This is a genomic window from Lentimonas sp. CC4, from assembly GCF_902728235.1.
In the GTDB taxonomy this organism is placed as follows: domain Bacteria; phylum Verrucomicrobiota; class Verrucomicrobiia; order Opitutales; family Coraliomargaritaceae; genus Lentimonas.
In genome coordinates this window covers 341,585-360,153 of sequence record NZ_CACVBO010000001.1, presented here as the reverse complement: position 1 = coordinate 360,153, position 18,569 = coordinate 341,585, and the positions used below count along the sequence as shown (strand labels likewise).

Here is an 18,569-nt window from a genome sequence, read left to right as displayed (position 1 = left end):
GCGTTGCAACTGTTCACTCGAGTGTGTCGGGCGCCGGTTCAAATCCTTCGAGAGCTTGAAGGGCATCTTCAAAGGCATAATTCTCAAGGAGGATGGCAACTTCTTTAAACTGGGAAGGTGTGATGACTCCGTTGAGTCGTTTGAAGGTTTGAAGAGCTGTTGATTCTCCAGCTTTGAGCTCAGCACGTAGTTTATTCAAAATTTCTGCCGTATCCCCTGCGGCAGTGACTGTGGTTGGCGCAGGCTCGGTTGACTTCCCTATGGTGCTTTGAATGTTTGCGATCAGAGGCTCGATGACACTCTGTATCTGTCTGAATGCAGTTTGAGCTTCATCTAAATGCTGATCCTTGATCGCTTGTTCAGCAATTTTTGCAGCTTTCTGCAGTTCGTGAGCACCGATGCTGCCGGCAAGCCCTTTGAGTGAATGAGCACTGCGTTGGGCATCATCGTATTGTTTGTTTTTGATTTTGCTGGATAACTCCTCCCCAATGTCTGCGTAGTTCGTGATGAATTTTCTAAGAATTTTTTCGTAGAGTTCCCATCGTCCTGCGACGCTTTGCATTCCTTTTTCTAAATCAAGTCCGTCTATAGATACTCTCGGAGGTATTTGTGACTGTTCTTTGAGTTTAGGTTGAATTCTTTTGTTTGAATGTTTCACCACGATCATCTCCTGCAACTTTGTGTATAGCTCATTGGGATCAATTGGTTTGGCAATATGGGCATTCATACCTGCTTGTTTCGCGTTGGCGATGTCGGTTGACATCACATTGGCGGTCATCGCAAGGATGGGCAGTGTTTCAAAGCGAGCATCGGAGCGGATGCGGCGAGTGGCTTCATAGCCGTCCATGATCGGCATTTGGATATCCATTAGGACGATGTCGAAGTTGTTCGTTTCAAGTCGTTGGATGGCGTCTTGACCATTTTCGGCTAAGGTCACTTTCAGTCCAACCGCTTCGAGCAGTTCAATGGAAAGGTCTTGGTTGATTTCGTTATCTTCGACCAATAGGACGTGTGATCCACCTATTTTGTTTGCAACGTGCTTTTCATCAATGACAGGTTTATCTAGAGTGCTAGTGACTGGCTGATTCTTTCTCTCTCTTGAAATTGCGTTATAAAGGTCGGAAAGTGAGAAATTTTTGGGCAACGGAGCATTACAGTTCGGGCTACCGCATGATCTACAGGTATCGTTTCCGAGGGAGACGATCTTCGTTTTTCTATCGATCGGTAACTCCTTAATTTTGGCACATATTCTACTCGAGTAGGGGTCGCCCAGGCAGCAATCGATAAAAACGATGTCGAAGGATGCTTGTTGCAGACGCAGTAGCACAGCATCACGGTTCAATATGGCTTCGACTGTGGCCGCACGGGGAGTGAGCATTTCGGTTAGAATTGTCGATAATTCGGAATTTTCGACGGCAATCAGCACGTGCCTACTTTTGATCTCTTCGAGTGCTTGTGTTATCTTATCGGCGAAATGGTCTAGGTGAACTGTGAAATGAAAGGTGCTACCTTGGTCAGGCATACTGTCGACTCCGATCTCACCGCCCATCATTTCGATCAGCTTTTTACTGATAGATAGCCCGAGTCCTGTGCCGCCGAATTTGCGTGTAGTGGATGTGTCTGCCTGTGTGAATGAACTAAACAATAGTGCCTGTTGGTCTTTTGAGATACCGATACCAGTATCTTTGACAACGAAACGTAGTTCTATTTTTTCTGATCTTTCAGACAGGATCTCTGCTGATATCACCACGGATCCTGATTTGGTGAACTTAATGGCGTTTGAGACCAGGTTGTTGAGTATCTGTGCTAGGCGTAAGGAATCGCCCATCAGTATGAGATTTTCGACGTTTGATGTGTTGTAGAAAAGGTCCAGTCCTTTCTTATGCGCTGTTATGGCATTGATGTCGCCTACGTCGTGTAAGACGTCGGCAAGACGAAATTCAGTATGTTCCAACTCTACAGCGCCAGCTTCGATCTTTGAAAAGTCAAGGATGTCGTTGATTGTTCCTAGTAGGATTTTCGCTGAGACCTGCATTTTCTTGAGGTAGTTGCTTTGTTGAGCATCGAGCTTGGTTTTTCCTATTAGGTAGCCCATGCCGATGACGGCGTTGAGCGGGGTGCGAATCTCGTGGCTCATATTGGCGAGGAAGTCAGATTTTGCGATACTAGCTGCTACGGCTGCTTCTTTGGCTTTTCGCAATCTTGCCTCTTGTTTTTTACGTTCGTTGATGTCGCGTATTATTGTGGCGTAGTATTGCACTTTACCATTCTTGGAGTTCATGATTGGGAAGATGAGTTGTGATGTTAAGATAATATTTCCATCTAGGCTCAATAGGGCAGTTTCGCCTTTCCATTCGCCGTATTTAACGACTGCAGGTAATCCTTCGTTATTAATGATATCATTCACCCAGTCTGGATGTAGGTCTTGAATATTCAGCGACGATATCTGCAAATCCAGTGGGGCATTCAATAAACGTTTGGCGGATGCATTCATGTAGATACATCTCAGGTCGAGATTGTAGATTCCAATGAAGTCGCGGCTGTTTTCGACCACTGAACTTAACAATAGCGCTCGTTCTTCGGCATGGCGTAGCTCGGTAATGTCTTGAATGGTAGCTTGTAAAAGAAGATCGCCGCTTGAGTTGTCCACAATGGTGCGCTCGGTTTGATAGATTGTGCGGGTATCTCCATCAGGCCGGGTTATCCTGTATTCAATCGTTTGCGTCTCATTTGTTTCCACTGCTTGTTTAGTCGTGGATTGAATGGCTTTCAGGTCAGCTGGATCAACTAGGGCTAGTATCGTGTCGAGGTGGCATATAGCATCCTGAGGTAAGCCTAATATCTGCAACGTTTCATCAGACCATGCCACAACTTCATTTGTTTTTAGGTTAACGCCTATATTGCCTAATTGGGCGAGTTGTTGTGCTTCCTTTAAGCTAGCTTCGCTGTTTCGGAGTGCGTCTTCGGCTTCTTTTTGTGCCGTGATGTCCTGAGTGACTCCTGAAATATAAACGGCATCGCCGTTTTCATTGCGCTCGACCTTTGCCATCGAATGAAACCAGCGAATTTGGTTGTCGATCTTTCGGGTATATTGCCAAGTGCAATCCGAGGAGGACCCGTTGTGATTGTTGAGTTCAGTTTGCAGGGTCGCGATCGCTTCTTTTCCCACTTCTTGATTTGTAGACATTAGGTTGTCCTTCCAATCCTTTATCAAAATGTAGTCTTGTCCTGCTGGGACGACTTCACCTAAAAGCTTCATCAAGTCGGTCGACACATAGAACCGTTCGGGATAGTTTACCACATCCATGTGCCATGCGCCTGCACGCGCGAGTTCTAAGGATGTTCGGCTGAGTTCGTTTAATCGAACCATTTCTAATTCTACTTCTTTACGTTCTGTGATGTCTGAACAGAGGACGGAGAATTGTCCCCTGATACTAGAGAACGCCTGGACTTCGAAGTATTTACCTAAGGCTTTTGAGTGGTGCGAAAGTGATTGCTGCTTTCCTGTGAGCGCTACCGACTCAAAGATCTTAATCCAATAATCTTCGATTTCGGGCAATACCTCTAGCCCGGTTTTTCCCACTACATCACTGGTTAACCCGCTCTGTTCGGTGAAGGCTCGATTGGCTGAGAGGCAGCGATAGTCGGTCATCTCTCCTGATTCATCTAGAATGATCTCATGTTCGGCATAGCCGATTGGCATGTTGTCGATGAGTGAAGTTAAACGAGAGTTGGAAACTTCTAGTTCTTGAGAATATATCTCAAATGCTTTTTGAGATCTTGAGTTTCTTAGGGACATTGTCGCCAGCTTTGCATGAGCGTAGGCGATTTCTAAATCGTCATCAGTGAAGCCATCTTCTTTATTCGCGAAAGCGATCAGACCGTAAACTTTTCCGCTAATGGTGAATGGTGCGAACGCCAAGTTCTTGAAGGTTGAAACTCCCGTCGGGAGTAGGCCGTTATATCGGCTATTCTTGTGTAAGTCGTTTTCGTAGGCTGCCTCAATTCTGTTGCGAGGCGGGGTGCGCAGCCTTCTGGGGAATGGAGGGAGGTGCTTTGTGTCGTCAGCGTGCTTGCCTTCCATTAAAAATAGCAGTTCGTATTCCGTATTATCTTCAGACAGTAGAGCGATATAACCAGCGGAGGCCCCGATGACTTTGCTTGATATCTCGAATATTCGTTCTGCCACAGCAGAGAAATTATCGGACTTGAGCACGACTCGGGCTGCTTCCAGCAGTGCATCTGTTTGTTCTTTCTCCTTTATCAAATGAGCGGTTTTTTCCTTCACTTGTATTTCGAGCTGTTGCCCGTGCTGACGTAATTGCTCTGTATTTAGTCTGACCTTGCGCCGTAGGGTGCCATTCCAAGCCAGCACTATCAGTATGATCAGTAATGAGCCGATCATGCCCCTGGTAATCACGGTATTTAGCACCTTTAGCTTGCTAGTATCTTTAGTGTAATATTTCAGAGCCATGGCGGCACGATCCGACTCTGATGTTTGAGATAATCCCTTGTTCAAAATTGAGGCCAAAGCGGGCCATTCTTTACGAACCCCGAATGCTAATTGCTGTGTTTCCCATCGCGTCGGCGCGCTGAGCCGGATTTGGTCAAATTCATTGAGTGTGATCTGATAGTGTGTTCCAGCAAGGTCGCCAAGGTATGCATCGACTGCTCCTTGATTTAATGCGCTTAAGCAATACGTCGCTGTCGGGAATTCGATGACTCTTGCTGTTGGACACTCGGTTGCTAACATTTGGCCTAAGTAGGATGCTTCAGGGATTGCGACCGTTTTCTTGGCTAAACCTGCAATGCTAAAAATAGGTGAACTATTTCGGTTGGTATAGATGGAGATCGTATCGGACCAATAGTCATCGCTAAATTCTATATATACTCTTCGCTCTTCGGTGTTTTTAACCAATGGAAGGATTCCGATCGATTGACCTTCTCTGAGTTCCGCAAGCGCTTCTGCTAATGTCTCTCCCTTCACATATTCGATTTTAAGGCCGGTTTGTTCTGCAATGTCATTCAGCAGTTCGACGCATATCCCTGTCGTTTCTTTTCCGTCTTCTTGGAAATGATAGGGTGGCGAATCCATCAGGAAACAGCGCACGGTAGGATTCGCTTTAATCCATGCCTTCTCCTCTTCATTCAGCTCTAGCGCCGAAAGTAGCCCCGCGAGAAACAGTCCAACAATCAAAGTCAGTTTTTTCATGGAAATTTAATGTCACCACCGATTTTTATGTGTTTATTCTTTTTTTAAGTTGTAGCGGTATATTCCGAGACTGTGGCCAGTTTTTTAACTGAAAGTCACGCTTACCATTCCCATCTTCATTGCTGCTAAGTGGCAGTTCAGAGACGTGGCCTAATTTAAGGAAGCGGTGGAATCGGTTGTTTCTTTGGATGCGCAGTTAAACATGAGTTCGAGGGAAATTCCGCCTTCTTCATTGGCTTTGAGCGCTACTTGTCCTCCATGCATTAATATAATGTGTTCTGCGACAATTGGTTTTAGGCCTAAAGGCTCTGCAGAGGTTCTGATCAGTGAATCGTTCATGACATCGAAAAATCCATCCAAAGCCTTGGTGTCGACAATTGGTCCAGTCCCTTTTATTTGGACCACTGTTTGTTTGTTGCTCTGGTGTGCTTCGATCTCTATCTGTTTTTCATCTGAGGTGAAACAACCGACCGTTTGTATTAAAGAGCTCAATGCATTGGTCAGTATGTCAAGTTCGCCTTTAACCTGACTCGAGATCTCCGGGATTTCGGAGACTACGCAATCCGAAATAATCGCAGCCTCTCTGAGTAAGTGGTCTAACCTTATTAGTTGTAGATCGCTTTGTTTGAGAGACATATCCACTTTTGCCAGAAACAGGGCATCATCTAGTGTATCAATCATGCGATCTCTAGATTTGTTGAAAATTGATCGCATCTTATTAATGCTAGGATCGTCTGGGAGGTTTTCAAACAATAGGTCTGTAATTCCGATAATACCGTTAGCTGGAGTCCGTAATTCGTGTGAGATTAAGTGTAAAAAGTCATTTTTTGCAATGTCTGCGAGCTCGAGACGACGGTTTGCTTCAATCAGTTCATGACTTTTTGCTTGCACCAGTGACTTCATATTAGTCCGCATTTGCTGTAATTCGAGATGTGTGCGCACTCGGGCAGCGACTTCGTCAGGTTGAAAAGGCTTAGTTATATAGTCCACGCCTCCACAGGTAAACGCTTGCATTTTGTTCAAGGTATCATGTAGAGCGCTGATGAAGATAATGGGGACATCCTTGAGTGAGTCATCTGCTTTTAAGCGACGACAGACCTCGAAGCCATCCATTTCAGGCATCATTATATCTAGGAGAACTAAGTCAGGGGCTTCGATTTGTGCTAGTTCAAGAGCACGTTTTCCAGATGTTGCAAACTTGATGCGATACTCCATCCCGATCACTAGCAGCCCATGTAGGATATCGATATTTTCAGGAGTGTCTTCGACGAGTAGAATTAAAGGCTGTTTCATATCAATCTTTAGTGGGGGCTAGGGGTTTATTGGCTTTGGGGTAGAGGCTTTACTCTACTTTTTTAATGAAAGGGATGTAGGCCTTATTAGGCGAGAGTCCGTGGGTGATATTACTCGCCAAATCAAATTATTGAGTGTTTCCATCTGTCAATTACCATGATCGCCTTCAATCTGGATACATGGACTGCCGAGGAGTGGGATGGCAATATGACACAGGATCAAGTGGACGTGCGCCGTGCAGGTGTGACGGATCTCTCTAGCTATATGCAATCCGAGCAGCAGAATCGTATGGTGCAGAAGCGGAAGGCGGAGGGCTATTTGACGACGGCGAATAATTTGCGAGAACTGGGCAAGCAGCAGGAAGCGCGTCAGGCATTTTCCAGTGCCTACAATCTCTCTCAGTTTGATGATGCGTTGAATGAGGATGCCCGCGTGCAGTTGAAAAATGTGCGCGAAGAGCAGGCGTTGGTCGCTTTGGCGAATCGACGTAATGTCTTTATGAACGACAATCGTGGGGTGGTGCAGGCCAACGAGCAAATCGCGATCGATGAGTCGCAGTTGATGAACTACACCGACAAAATGGTGAAGGATGTCTTGCGCGGAAATTCAGAAGAAGAGAACAACACACTGCGGCTTCTAGCTGCGCGTTTGATCGATCAACAGCAAGCCGTTCCGGTGAGTCCGCTCTCGATTCAGACCGTTTTGCCGCAACAAGGTAACGTAGCGACCTTCACGCGCTCATTGCAGATTAACGATCAAGCCGATTTGATTATCGAACTTCGCGGCGAACGCACAGCGAGTCGTCGGGGTGGTGGTAATTTGATAGTAGTTCTACTGCTCGCTGGGTTGATCTTCGGCGTGTCAATTGTTTCGCGGACTGGCGTGAAGGCGTAAGTTATCAGGCTCTTTCTCGACTCTAACGTAGGGGCTTTGCTTGCGAAGCCCGCGCAAAGGCCACAAGCCCCGAAGTAATGTAGCGCCTCCTACCTCACGGGTGCGGCAATAGTCTGCATCACTGTGAGAGAGCTGATTCTGTGGGACAGACAGGAATGTCTGTTTCACTTTCTATTGGCTGGCCTTGATGATATCGCGGTAGGCGTAATACGAGGTCTTCGGTGTGCGTTCGAGTGTTTCGAAGTCGCAGTAGATGAGACCGAAGCGCATGTCGTAGCCGCGGCACCATTCGAAGTTGTCCATGAGTGTCCAACAAAAGTATCCACGCACATCAACGCCGTCTTCTTCGACCGCTAGTTTCATTGCATCGGTGTAGCCTTTAATGAAATCGGCGCGCTCCTGGTCGTCGACGGCTTCTTCGACGGTATCAGCTGCGACGGCGCTGCCATTCTCGGTGACGTAAATCGGCAGGCCGTTGTAGCGATCGTGCACCCAGTTGAGCATTTTTCGGAAGCCCCACGGCACGACGAACCAACCCATGCTGTTGACGTGCCAGCTGGAGTCCGAGCTGAGGCAGACTTGCTGATCGCCGCTCATACCGCCGTTGCCGTCTTCGGATTCAACCGGGTTGTCTGCTGCGGGCTCGCGGGAGGCGTAGTGCGTAGTGTAGTGATTGAGTCCGAGGAAATCCGCAGATCCTTTGAGGAGCTGGGATTGCTCGGGTGTGAATGTTGGCAAACGGTCGCCGAGTCGGTCACGCATGATTTGCGGATATTCGCCAAAGACAACGGGATCAGTGAGCCAGCCATAGAAGAATTCGAGGCTCTCTTGCGCGGCGGCGATATCTTCGGGCTTGTCGGTGAGTGGTTCACGGAAGTCGCAATTGTTGGCGATGCCGATTTGACCTGGGTAGCCGCCATCGCGGAACTTTTTAACGGCAAGGCCATGGGCGAGCAGGAGATTGTGACCGACGATGTAAGGCTCCGTGTTGGAGACGCGGCCAGGCGCGAACAGACCGTCGCCATAGCCGAGCACAGCGGTGCACCAGTTCTCGTTAAAAGTCATCCAGTTGGTGACGCGGTCACCAAAGGCTTTGTAGCAGGTCTCGGCATAGCGCTCAAAGGCTTCAGCGGTTTCGTAGCTGAGCCAGCCGTCGTTTTCCAGTTGTAGCGTGAGTGGGAGATCCCAGTGATACAGAGTAATAAAGGGAGTGATACCTTTGGCAATCAGCCCGTCGATGAGACGGTTGTAGAAGTCGATGCCTGCTTGGTTCACGGCACCTTTGCCATCGGGAATGATGCGCGACCAGCTAATGGAGAAGCGGTAACCATTGGTGCCGAGGTTGGCGATCAGGTCGATGTCTTCTTCGTAGCGGTGGTAGTGGTCGCAAGCGACTTCGGAATGGTCGCCGTTGGTGATCTTGCCGGGTGTGTGGCTATAGGCATCCCAGATGTTCAGACCCTTGCCGTCTTCAAGCCATGCGCCTTCGACTTGATGTGCTGCGGTGGCGACTCCCCAAATAAAATCTTTTTTCATAATAAATGCGCTTTCTAAGTTATAATTGTTCGGAACTGTTGAATATGTTCATTCAAGTTCGGTTTTTCAACGGGTCGAGCGATTAAAGCGCTGTTTAAATCGGGCGCTTCGATGTGAAAGTGCACTTGGGGCGTTTCGCGCTGCACTGCCTTTAGTCGTTTCGAAGCCCGAAGCTTAAGCCCTAATCGTAATCCTAATCTAAACAGCAGAGCATTAGAAAATGGCTTACTCAAAACGGGATTAGGATAAGAGTATGATTACGAGTAAGATGCTTCCTTCTTCTTGAAGTCGTGTTAGCGGAGACGGAGCGGCACTTATTGGCTAGGAATTACTACTGCTGCAGCAGCCAAGCGGCGTAATTCAGGTCGTGCGGGGTGGTGATCTTAAGGTTCGGCGTGTGGTTGGGCACGATCGTGGTGTGCAGCCCGATGGTGGCTGCGGCTGCGGTGTCGTCGGTGATGCGTAGGCCGGAGTCGCGCACGTGTTGATAGGCGCGGAGGATGTCGGAGTGCGCAAAGGCTTGTGGTGTTTCCATCGCCCACAGGCGTGAGCGGTCGAGGTCTTCGAGCTCCGTTTGTGTTAGTTGCTCTGCGTCGGGAATGCGTTTGATGGTGTCGGCAACGGGGTGGGCGAGCACTGCGGCGCGGTCTCGAATTGCGGCGGTGTGAAGCGCTTGTATTGACTCGATGGAGACTAGTGGCCGCGCGCTGTCGTGAATTAGCACATGGGTGCAGCTCTCTGGCTGAACGAGGAGTGCATTGTAAACAGAGTCTTGGCGTTCGCTGCCGCCGAGTGCCCAGTCGACGGGCGTGCTGCCTAGGTCGATTTGACTGAGCGCGTCGGTGAGCTCTGCTTTTTGCGTCTCGTCGCGATGGACGATGGTGAGGCGCGCAATGCAGCCACTTTCTAGAAAGGCGCGCACGCTGTGGCAAAGCACAGGCAGGCCGTTGAGCAGTGCGAGTGTTTTATCTGCGACGGCGCCTTGCATGCGTGAACCGCTGCCAGCTGCGAGGAGGATGGCGGTGGTCTGAGAGCTGAGGCTTGAGGCTGGAGCGTTGCGATGCATGTGTTTTGTAATGGAGTGAGGGCGATTCGGCCTCGTGTTGAGTTGACGTGGGCGAGTCGCCCACACTCCTTAAACTGTTCAGCTTCCCGTAGTCTCGGTGGCTTAGGATCGGCGGACGAGGCGGAGCTCGTCCCTCCCTTAGAGTGCGAGTTCGGCGCGGATGGCGGCTGCGGCTGCGGCGGGATCTTCGGCGTTGAGGATCGGGCGACCGACGACGATGTAGCTGGAGCCGGCTGCGGCTGCGGCGTGTGGCGTCATGATGCGTTTTTGCTCATCGGCGGAGCTGCCTTTCGGGCGGATGCCGGGAGTGACGATGATCGGATCGTTGCCGAAGCGTGCGCGTAGTGGTGAAAGCTCAAGTGAGGAGCAGACGAGACCTTGGATGCCAGCGTTGAGGCTGATGTCGGCCAAGTGCTTGACCTGCGCTTCGGCGGTGGCGTGCACGTTGAGACCGCGGAGCTGTGCTTCGTCCATCGATGTCAGGACGGTGACTGCCAGTAAATTCAGGTTGGGAGCGTAGTCGTTACGCGCTTTGTTTGCCCATTCCAGCATTTCTCCGCCGCCAGAGCCGTGAAGTGTGAGCAACTCAACTGGAAGAGTGGAGATACTTTTCACTGCTTTCGCGACGGTGTTGGGAATGTCGTGTAGCTTGAGATCGAGAAACACCTTGTAGCCGCGGTCTGCGATTTCGCGCACGAAGTCGGGGCCATACGCAGTGAAAAGTTGCAGGCCGACTTTGACCCACTCTAAGGAATCGCCGAGGCGGTCGAGCATGGCGAAGGCTTCTTCGCGGGTTTCAAGGTCGAGGGCGAGGATGAGTTTGCAGGAATTCTGGTTGGACATGCGAAAAGCCTGTGAAACGGATTTGGCGGAGGCAATTTGTAAAACCACGAATTTTTCTCGGCGCAGCAGAAAAGTCGCTCCATTAATGAGGCGTGCCTACCAAATCGAATAGTTCTTCCGGTCAGTTAACACTGCCTTCGCCAGCCAAGGTAAATCTAATGCTGTCTGTGCATGGTAAGCGAGGAGATGGTTTTCATGCGCTGACATCGCTGGTGGTGGCGTTGGAGTTTGGCGATACGCTGACGATTCGGCCGAGTGATTCGGCGGATGTGTTGCGTTGTTCGGATGCGGCGGTGCCGCTTGGGCCGGAAAATTTGGTGCTGAAGGCGGCCGCGGCGTTTAGGGCTCGGCTGGAGCGCGAGGTGTTTTTTGAATTTGATTTGGACAAGCGCATCCCGATGGGAGCTGGTCTTGGCGGCGGGAGTGGTAATGCCGCAGTGGCACTGCGGGGGATGAATGAACTTCTCGGCGAGCCGTTTACGAACGAGATACTCTGTGAGATCGCGGCCGAGCTTGGTTCGGATTGTCCGTTCTTTATCGAAGGAGTGCCTGCATGGATGCGTGGGCGTGGCGAGGTGATTGAGCCACTGGCGGCGGGGCTGGCCGAGCGCTTGCGTGGCACGCGCTTGGTGCTGTTTCGTCCGGACTTCGGTGTGGAGACGGCGTGGGCGTATGGGCGTCTTGTGGCAGGTGCTCCACAAACATATGAAACTGAGGCCGCGGGTGTGGCACGTCTGGAGCGGTTTGTTGAAAATGGGGACTTGGGAGATGTGTTGTATAACTCGTTCGAAGCTCCCGTGGGGAGTAAATATCTAGCCATTTCGACTTTGTTGGCGAACTTAAGGGAGCAGGGAGTTGCGTGCTTGATGAGCGGTAGCGGTAGTTGCTGCTTTGCTTTGTTGGAGAAAGAGGGGGTAAGTGCTGAGGAAATCGGACGATTTGTGCGCGATGCATGGGGTGAGGGCGTCTTTTGGGTTGAAACTTCTATCTGCTGAGTTGAAAATCACAACGTTAGCCCCTTTATTCTCCCCCCTCCCTATTTAACGACCCAAACGAGTGCCTGAACAAACATCCAAAGAAGAAATTATCCTAGAAGGAATTGCTGCGTCACCTGGAGTCGCACACGGCACTGCATTGCTATATCTCCAAAAGGAGCTAGATGTGCCGAGTTACGACCTCAAACCGGAGGCGATCGATGCTGAAATTGAGCGTTTTGATCAGGCGATTTTGCGGACACGAGAGGAGATCACTGGTGTTCGTCATAAGGTAGCAGCTTCTTTAGGCGAAGCGGAAGCTCGGATATTTGATGCACACTTGATGGTGCTGGAGGATAATGCGCTGTTGGACGAGGTGAACTCGGAGCTGCGTTCAACGAATAAGAACGTTGAGAGTTGTTATAATAAAATCGCGCAGCGCTATATCTCATTTTTCAGCTCGATGGAGGATGAATATTTGAAAGAGCGCGTGACTGATATTCGGGACGTATCACGCCGTCTGTTGCAGAATTTGATTGGCATGAAGAAGTCCAATCTAGGCGAGTTGGCGGCACATAGCATTATCGTTTCTGAAGATATTACGCCGTCTGACACTGCGGACATGGATCGTAGTAAGTTGCTTGGGTTCATCACCAATGCCGGCGGTCAGACGAGTCACTCTGTGATTATGGCGCGTTCGATGCGGATTCCGGCAGTGGTCGGGTTGCATGATGCGACGAAGAAGATTGAGAGCGGCGATCAGATTCTGGTCGACGGCTATGATGGGATTGTGGTGATCAATCCATCGGAGGAGCGACTGTTTAAGTATGGGAAGCTCGCAAGTGAGCGCCGTAAGCTGGATAAAATTTATAATTCGGTCATATGTGAGCCGAGTGAGACTCAGGATGGTTCGCCGATCGGTTTGATGTCTAACATCGAAGGTGCTCAGGAGATGGATCAGGTTGTGGCGATGTGCTCGAATGGTGTCGGACTTTTCCGCACTGAGGGCATCTTTTTACGGCATCATGGATATCCGTCAGAATCTGTGCAGTATGAGGAATATGCTGCGGTGGCCCTCGCTGCGGGTGATGAGCCGGTGATTATTCGCACGCTGGATATCGGTGGTGATAAGACATTGGGCGATGGTAGCGTGCAGGAGGATAATTCTTTCATGGGCTTTCGGGCGATTCGCTTTTGCCTCGAAAATCAGGATATTTTTAAGACGCAACTGCGAGCGATTCTTCGCGCCAGTGCGCAGGGCAATATCAAGATCATGTATCCTATGATCAGTGGTATGGGAGAGTTGAAGCGCGCGAATGCGATCTTAGAGGAAGTGAAGATCGACCTGCGTGCAGAGAACATCGCCTTCAATGAAGCGATCGAAGTCGGAGCGATGGTGGAGATCCCGAGTGCGGCTGCGATTGTTGATATTTTGGCGGAAGAGGCAGACTTTTTCAGTATCGGCACGAATGATTTGATACAATATTTGATGGCAGTGGATCGTTTGAATGATCGTGTCGCACATCTCTATGAGCCTGCGCACCCAGCAGTGCTGCGCACGCTGAAGCATATTATTGATGAGGCCAATCGCTTGGGGAAACCCGTGAGTGTGTGTGGTGAAATCGCTGGTGATCCGATTTATGCCAGCTTGCTGCTAGGCATGGGCGCGACTTCGTTGAGCCTGACGTCTTCGATGCTGCCTGAGGTGAAGTATTTTATACGTAAGATGAAGATGGCGGATGCACGGGCATTGGTTGAAGAAGTGCTGCAGATCAACGATCCCGTAGCAGTGGTTCGACGCTTGGAAGATTTCCGTATCGAGACAGTTGGTAAGGCGTAGGATCGTAGTCGAGTTCCTTTAGGTGCTCGACCGACACGGCCAGAGGTTCCACTTTCTCCAAGCGGGTGGGCACCTATATTCGGCAGGCTTATGTCAGGCCAGGAAGCCAGCTACGTGTTCCGCTTCAATATCTTCGGATCAAACAATCCTAATTATAGGATGATGTGGATTACTGATAAGTCTGCTCTATCCTACATTTAGGACTTATACGGAGGTCTGCCGTAGATGGCGAAGCAAGTAAGGAGTTCGTCTTTGATAGTCCAGCAGCCAGTTACCGCCAACTTGGCGAGCCATACATGCGACAGAACGCATTGATAATCAGCTTCTAACTACTGTCTTCTAGCTTCTAACTTCTCTTTTAAGGTCTATTTAAACAGCACATCCACGCCCATTGCGGACTCTCTTAAGAACTTGGGCATCTTTTCTTTCTTACGTGGTTTGAATAACCAGAAGAGGAAGCTTAAGAGGTGCAGCGTGAAAATTTGATCAATGAGACGGTAGCCGCGCCGCTTCCGCAGTAGAATGTGGGAGAGCCAGCGCAGGGTGTGGCGTTTCACTTTGAATGGTTCGAAGGATACTTTGATCCGATAGCGCTGTCGGCGACTGCTCGGCCAATTGCGTTTATAGGTTTTCTTAGCCGTGCGAATCTCAGTGATGATCGCTTCATCGAAAGGCTCGAAGTAGTAGCGCCGGGCGAGGCGCACTAGCTCGCAGAAGTCGCGCAGATGGCGCACGTCGTCGACTGGTAGGTGGTTGCGCTCCGCCAGCTCGATCATTGGCTGAAGGTTCTGAAAAGCTTGTTCGCCTTGTTGCAGTGCGAGTTCAGGGTCTGGCACAAAGTGGCGCAGGACTTTGCGCACCGCGTGGTTAATAAACAGGCTATCCCAATATAAGTGGAGCAGCGGGGGAATGCGCACTCGGCGGAAAAATAGCTTCTGCGAGGCAAAGGGCTGTATATAGAGTAACTCGTTGAGCACGCTATCGGCGCGTTGCAGGAACTCGGTGACGTCGGCTTCATTGGCATCGGGGAAGACCCTTTGGATGGCTGCGCTTGCTGGTTGCTGGTCGCGGAAGGTCGCAATGGCTGCCGCGCAATTGAGGCGAATCCATGTGTCGTCGCCTGCATCAGGCAGGAAGGTTAAGCGGCGGAACCGATGCCAGCCGCCAGTTTGGCACCATACTGAGACACCAATCAGGTTGGGATCTCCGTTGAGCGCCTTGGCAAAGTCCTCGCACTGCTGCCCGATATAGCTGGGGATCTCTCCTGCGCCTTCATATTCGCGGCGTGCTTGGAGCTCGATGATCTTTTTATGCGGGTAGTGGAGCAGGGATTTGTTGAGCGGTAGGTGGCGAAAGAAGTCACTTTCACCATGCTTCATTGAGAGGATGAAGGCGTCTGAGTCGATGCCGCGCACGGTGCGAGCCAGCGTCTCGCGGTGCCAGATTAAGTCGCCGATGTGGTGCGCGCCGACTGTCCAGGTGCGCAGGATCAGCTTTTTATTTCTGGCCTCAAAAATGGGGAGCAGTTGCTTGAGCAGTGCATTGGTCTCTGGGGCCGAGCGCAGGTAGAGATGGGTGCGCGGTTGGTCTTTGACATCGATACCGTCGCTCTCGCCAATCCGAATGATAATGCCTTCAAGTTGCGGGAAGTCATCGAGTGCCTGTTCGACGAGCGCACAGTAATAATTGGCTAAATCTTTACGTTTGTGTCCGATCGCTTCCTCCACAGCGGGTGTGAGTGGCAGCACATCGGAAGTGAGGAAGATGCGCAGCTTGGATTGCTGTAGTTGGTCGAACAGCACGGTGAATTCCTGACGGAAAACGGCATTGCGCGCTGCGATCTCTGGTTCATGCGCAGGGTGCGTCGTCAAGTGCGCTAGGTCGTCGAGTGTGACCGCATTATACCCGAGTGTCGTGACTTCGTGGGCGAAGTGGGCGAGATCGGCGCGGATTTGCTGCCACTGCTGAGTGCGCGCTTCGCCTTCGACGCTCAATGTATTAAAGTGGATTTTTGACCAATTAATACGGCTGCTTTGGATGCCGCGAAAAAAAGGGCCAATGGCATCAATCAGAAATAGATTAGCTGACATGGTTTAAGTATTGGTATCAGTGACTGGCTACTGTTCTTTTGTTTCTAACTTCTAACTTCTAACTTCTAACTTCTGATTTGATGGCTTGCTTGTAGTTGAGCTTGGCAATGAATCAAGTGTGGGTCGTGGTGTTTTCCTAATTGTTACATCCGGGTGCATTTTCTTTCGCGCAGAGGCTTGTGCCATGGACTGAACGCACTAGCATGCTCCGCACATGACATTGAACGACTTAGGATGGAACGAGCGCTTTGAGGCCGAATTTGCAGAATACCGCGAAAAAGGCTGGGTGCCCGCGCGCCTGATTCGCGATAACAAAATCTCCTATGGTGCAGTCTTGGAAGATCGCGAAGAGATGGAAGTCGCCCTCGGTGGTGCAGTCTATCATGAGGCTCAAACAGATGCGGACTTGCCCGCAGTCGGTGATTGGGTCGCGTTGGAAATGGGCGCGGATGGCAATGAATATGAGGCCGTAATTCGCGCGCGCTTAGAACGTCAGACCTGCCTCTCTCGTAAGGCGCCGGGTAAAGGCACCGAAGAGCAAGTCATGGCTGCGAATGTAGACGTGGTCTTTGTGGTGACCGAGGCCGGACAGGATTTTAATCTGCGCCGCATGGAGCGTTATTTCACTGTAATGCTACGTAGCGGTGCGCGGCCTGTCGTCTTATTAAATAAGAGCGACCTGTATTCGGATGAGATCAACGAGATGGCTCAAGAGGCATTGGAGCAATTGAACCCAGACGTGGAGGTGGTGCTGACTTCCGCAATTGAGAGTTCTGGTGTCGACGCAGTGCGGAGCTACCTGGAGCCTGGTGTGACGATCGCGTTGATCGGCTCCAGTGGAGTGGGGAAGTCCTCTCTGATTAATCAACTGATTGGCCAAGACTGGCTCTGGACGGGCGAGGTGAACGGCGTGACCGGCAAGGGCACGCATACCACGACGGCGCGCGAGTTGTTGCCACTCAAGGCAGGCGGAATGTTAATCGACAACCCCGGCATTCGCGAAATTCAAGTGTGGACGGATGCGAAAACGCTGAAGGAGAGTTTCCGAGATTTCGATGAGGTGGCCAAGTATTGTAAATTCCACGACTGTAAGCACCGCTCGGATAAGGGCTGTGCCATTCACGCCGCGATCGAAGATGGTATCCTGAGCCGTGAGCGATTTATCAATTACCTCAAGCTCGACTTTGAATTGGAAAAACTGAGTCAGCGTAAAAAGACTCGCGAACTCACCATCAGTCGCCGCACCCGCCGCGAGCTCAACTCAAAGGGTGAGAAATATAGCAAGAAGCCACGTAAGGAAAAACGACGTTAGCGGTCGTCGTTGGTTAACCTAGGTTTTGATTTGAGGATAGCAGCTTCGCTTAGGTTTAGGTGTGATCCCTCCGTCGTTTCCATTGACTACCTGTATTTACATTAATTTAGCCGTTTAACTGTCTGAATTTGCATTAATTCAGATAGACAACTGTCCAAATTTACATTTAATTGGAGGCATGATTCCCAGATCCCTCAACGAATCACTCGAAACGACACTCAAGCCAGGGCGTGTCTGGATGCTGTTTGGGGCACGTCGCGTAGGTAAAACTCGGCTGGTCGATGACTACTTGTCCACTCACTTAGAACAGAAATGGTATAAAGGCCATGGAGAGGATCGTGATTTGGCCGAACTATTAGAGGCTCGCTCGGTCTCTCGCCTGCGACAGCTACTCGATGGTTGCGACGGATTCTTTCTCGATGAAGCGCAATCAGTGACCAACGTAGGAGCTACACTTAAGCTGATCGTCGATCTTTTCCCAAAATTAAAAGTCATCGTTACAGGATCTTCGGCTTTTCGCCTCGACCAGATGCTCGGGCAGCCCCTCACTGGGCGTCGCTCCGTCCATTACCTACACCCGGTTACAGTCGCTGAAATCGCAGCATGGAAAGATCCCTTAGCCCCAGTGGGACTCCTGCCCGATCTGTTAACTTACGGAAGCTATCCCGAGGTGTTGCAAATCGGGCAGCCCAACGAGCGTCAATCTTACCTGCGTCAGCTGGTCGAGGATTATCTGTTTCAAGACATCCTCGCCTTTGAGCAACTCCGTAACGCACGCAAGCTACGTGACCTTACCACGCTCGTGGCTCATCAAGTGGGCAGCGAACTATCGCTCAACGAACTCGCCAATTCTTTGCAGATCAACAAAGCTACGGTCGAGCGTTACCTCGACTTACTAGAAAAGAGCTTTGTGCTCTTTCGTATCGGAGGGTTTTCTAGGAATTTGCGTAAAGAAGTCAGTAAGACCATGCGTTATTACTTTGTGGACAATGGTATTCGAAATGCCGTCATCAACAATTTCCAGCCAATCGAGCAACGATCTGATCGAGGTGCACTATGGGAGAATTTCTTCGTTAACGAGAGGCGGCGACGCCATGCCTATCAAAATACGGGCACGCAGGACTATTTTTGGCGCACCTACGATCAGCAAGAAATCGATCTCATCGAAGTCGGCTCAGCCGGCAGCCTAGAAGCCTTCGAATGTAAATGGCAGGACAAGAAGCATCGCACTCCTGGTGCATGGAAAAAAGCCTATCCAGAAACTCCCGTCCAATTCGTTCACCCAAAAAACTTCATGGACTTCCTCTGCTAGCCGCCGCTTGAAATATCACCTGCAATTGAACCTAAATACGGCAGTAGGCTTTGGTTCAGTTTTAGAAACCACGACGTAGGTCTCCGGCAGACCTCCGTCGTGTCCATTCGTGGTTCAACTCATTTATTTAGGTTGAAGGAGGCTCTTTGAGCCGCGAACTAAGCTCAAAGGGCGAGAAATACAGCAAAAAGCCACGT

11 protein-coding genes are annotated in these 18,569 nt (G+C 50.3%); 5 read left to right on the top strand and 6 right to left on the bottom strand.

The window, feature by feature from the left end; genetic code table 11:
• Positions 1-13 precede the first annotated feature (13 nt).
• A complete protein-coding gene (locus GZZ87_RS01565; RefSeq protein WP_162028079.1) occupies positions 14-5,212 on the bottom strand; it encodes a transporter substrate-binding domain-containing protein in 5,199 nt (1,732 codons plus the stop codon).
• Positions 5,213-5,362: 150 nt separating this feature from the next.
• Entirely contained in the window at positions 5,363-6,505 is a 1,143-nt protein-coding gene (locus tag GZZ87_RS01560; protein WP_162028080.1) for a hybrid sensor histidine kinase/response regulator, read from the bottom strand.
• A 156-nt stretch (positions 6,506-6,661) separates the two neighbouring features.
• Between GZZ87_RS01560 and GZZ87_RS01555 the strand changes: the two genes are divergently transcribed.
• A complete protein-coding gene (locus tag GZZ87_RS01555) occupies positions 6,662-7,399 on the top strand; it encodes a hypothetical protein (RefSeq protein ID WP_162028081.1) in 738 nt (245 codons plus the stop codon).
• Positions 7,400-7,570: 171 nt separating this feature from the next.
• Here the strand turns inward: GZZ87_RS01555 and GZZ87_RS01550 are convergent, their stop codons facing one another.
• The 3 genes from GZZ87_RS01550 to pyrF form a co-directional block, all read right to left on the bottom strand.
• Complete coding sequence (locus GZZ87_RS01550) at positions 7,571-8,935, bottom strand: GH1 family beta-glucosidase (RefSeq protein ID WP_162028082.1); 1,365 nt, start codon at positions 8,933-8,935, stop codon at positions 7,571-7,573.
• Positions 8,936-9,266: 331 nt separating this feature from the next.
• Positions 9,267-10,001 carry an IspD/TarI family cytidylyltransferase gene (locus tag GZZ87_RS01545; protein ID WP_162028083.1) on the bottom strand — a complete coding sequence of 245 codons (735 nt, stop codon included), beginning with the start codon at positions 9,999-10,001 and terminating at the stop codon, positions 9,267-9,269.
• Between the two features lie 138 nt (positions 10,002-10,139).
• A complete protein-coding gene (pyrF, locus tag GZZ87_RS01540) occupies positions 10,140-10,844 on the bottom strand; it encodes an orotidine-5'-phosphate decarboxylase (protein WP_162028084.1) in 705 nt (234 codons plus the stop codon).
• 92 nt (positions 10,845-10,936) lie between these two features.
• Here pyrF and ispE point away from each other — a divergent pair, with 92 nt between their 5' ends.
• Positions 10,937-11,839, top strand: a complete 903-nt coding sequence (gene ispE, locus GZZ87_RS01535) for a 4-(cytidine 5'-diphospho)-2-C-methyl-D-erythritol kinase (RefSeq protein ID WP_162028085.1) — start codon at positions 10,937-10,939, stop codon at positions 11,837-11,839.
• Between the two features lie 61 nt (positions 11,840-11,900).
• On the top strand, positions 11,901-13,658 hold the full coding sequence (ptsP, locus tag GZZ87_RS01530) for a phosphoenolpyruvate--protein phosphotransferase (RefSeq protein ID WP_162028086.1): 1,758 nt from the start codon (positions 11,901-11,903) through the stop codon (positions 13,656-13,658).
• A gap of 365 nt (positions 13,659-14,023) precedes the next feature.
• Here the strand turns inward: ptsP and GZZ87_RS01525 are convergent, their stop codons facing one another.
• On the bottom strand, positions 14,024-15,748 hold the full coding sequence (locus tag GZZ87_RS01525; RefSeq protein ID WP_162028087.1) for a hypothetical protein: 1,725 nt from the start codon (positions 15,746-15,748) through the stop codon (positions 14,024-14,026).
• Positions 15,749-15,962: 214 nt separating this feature from the next.
• Here GZZ87_RS01525 and rsgA point away from each other — a divergent pair, with 214 nt between their 5' ends.
• Both rsgA and GZZ87_RS01515 read left to right on the top strand, forming a co-directional pair.
• The gene (rsgA, locus tag GZZ87_RS01520; RefSeq protein WP_162028088.1) at positions 15,963-17,060 is read left to right on the top strand and encodes a ribosome small subunit-dependent GTPase A; all 1,098 of its coding nucleotides are present in this window, start codon (positions 15,963-15,965) and stop codon (positions 17,058-17,060) included.
• Between the two features lie 178 nt (positions 17,061-17,238).
• Positions 17,239-18,372 (top strand): DUF4143 domain-containing protein, encoded by a 1,134-nt coding sequence (locus tag GZZ87_RS01515; protein WP_162028089.1) that lies wholly within the window; start codon positions 17,239-17,241, stop codon positions 18,370-18,372.
• The last annotated feature ends 197 nt before the right edge of the window (positions 18,373-18,569 follow it).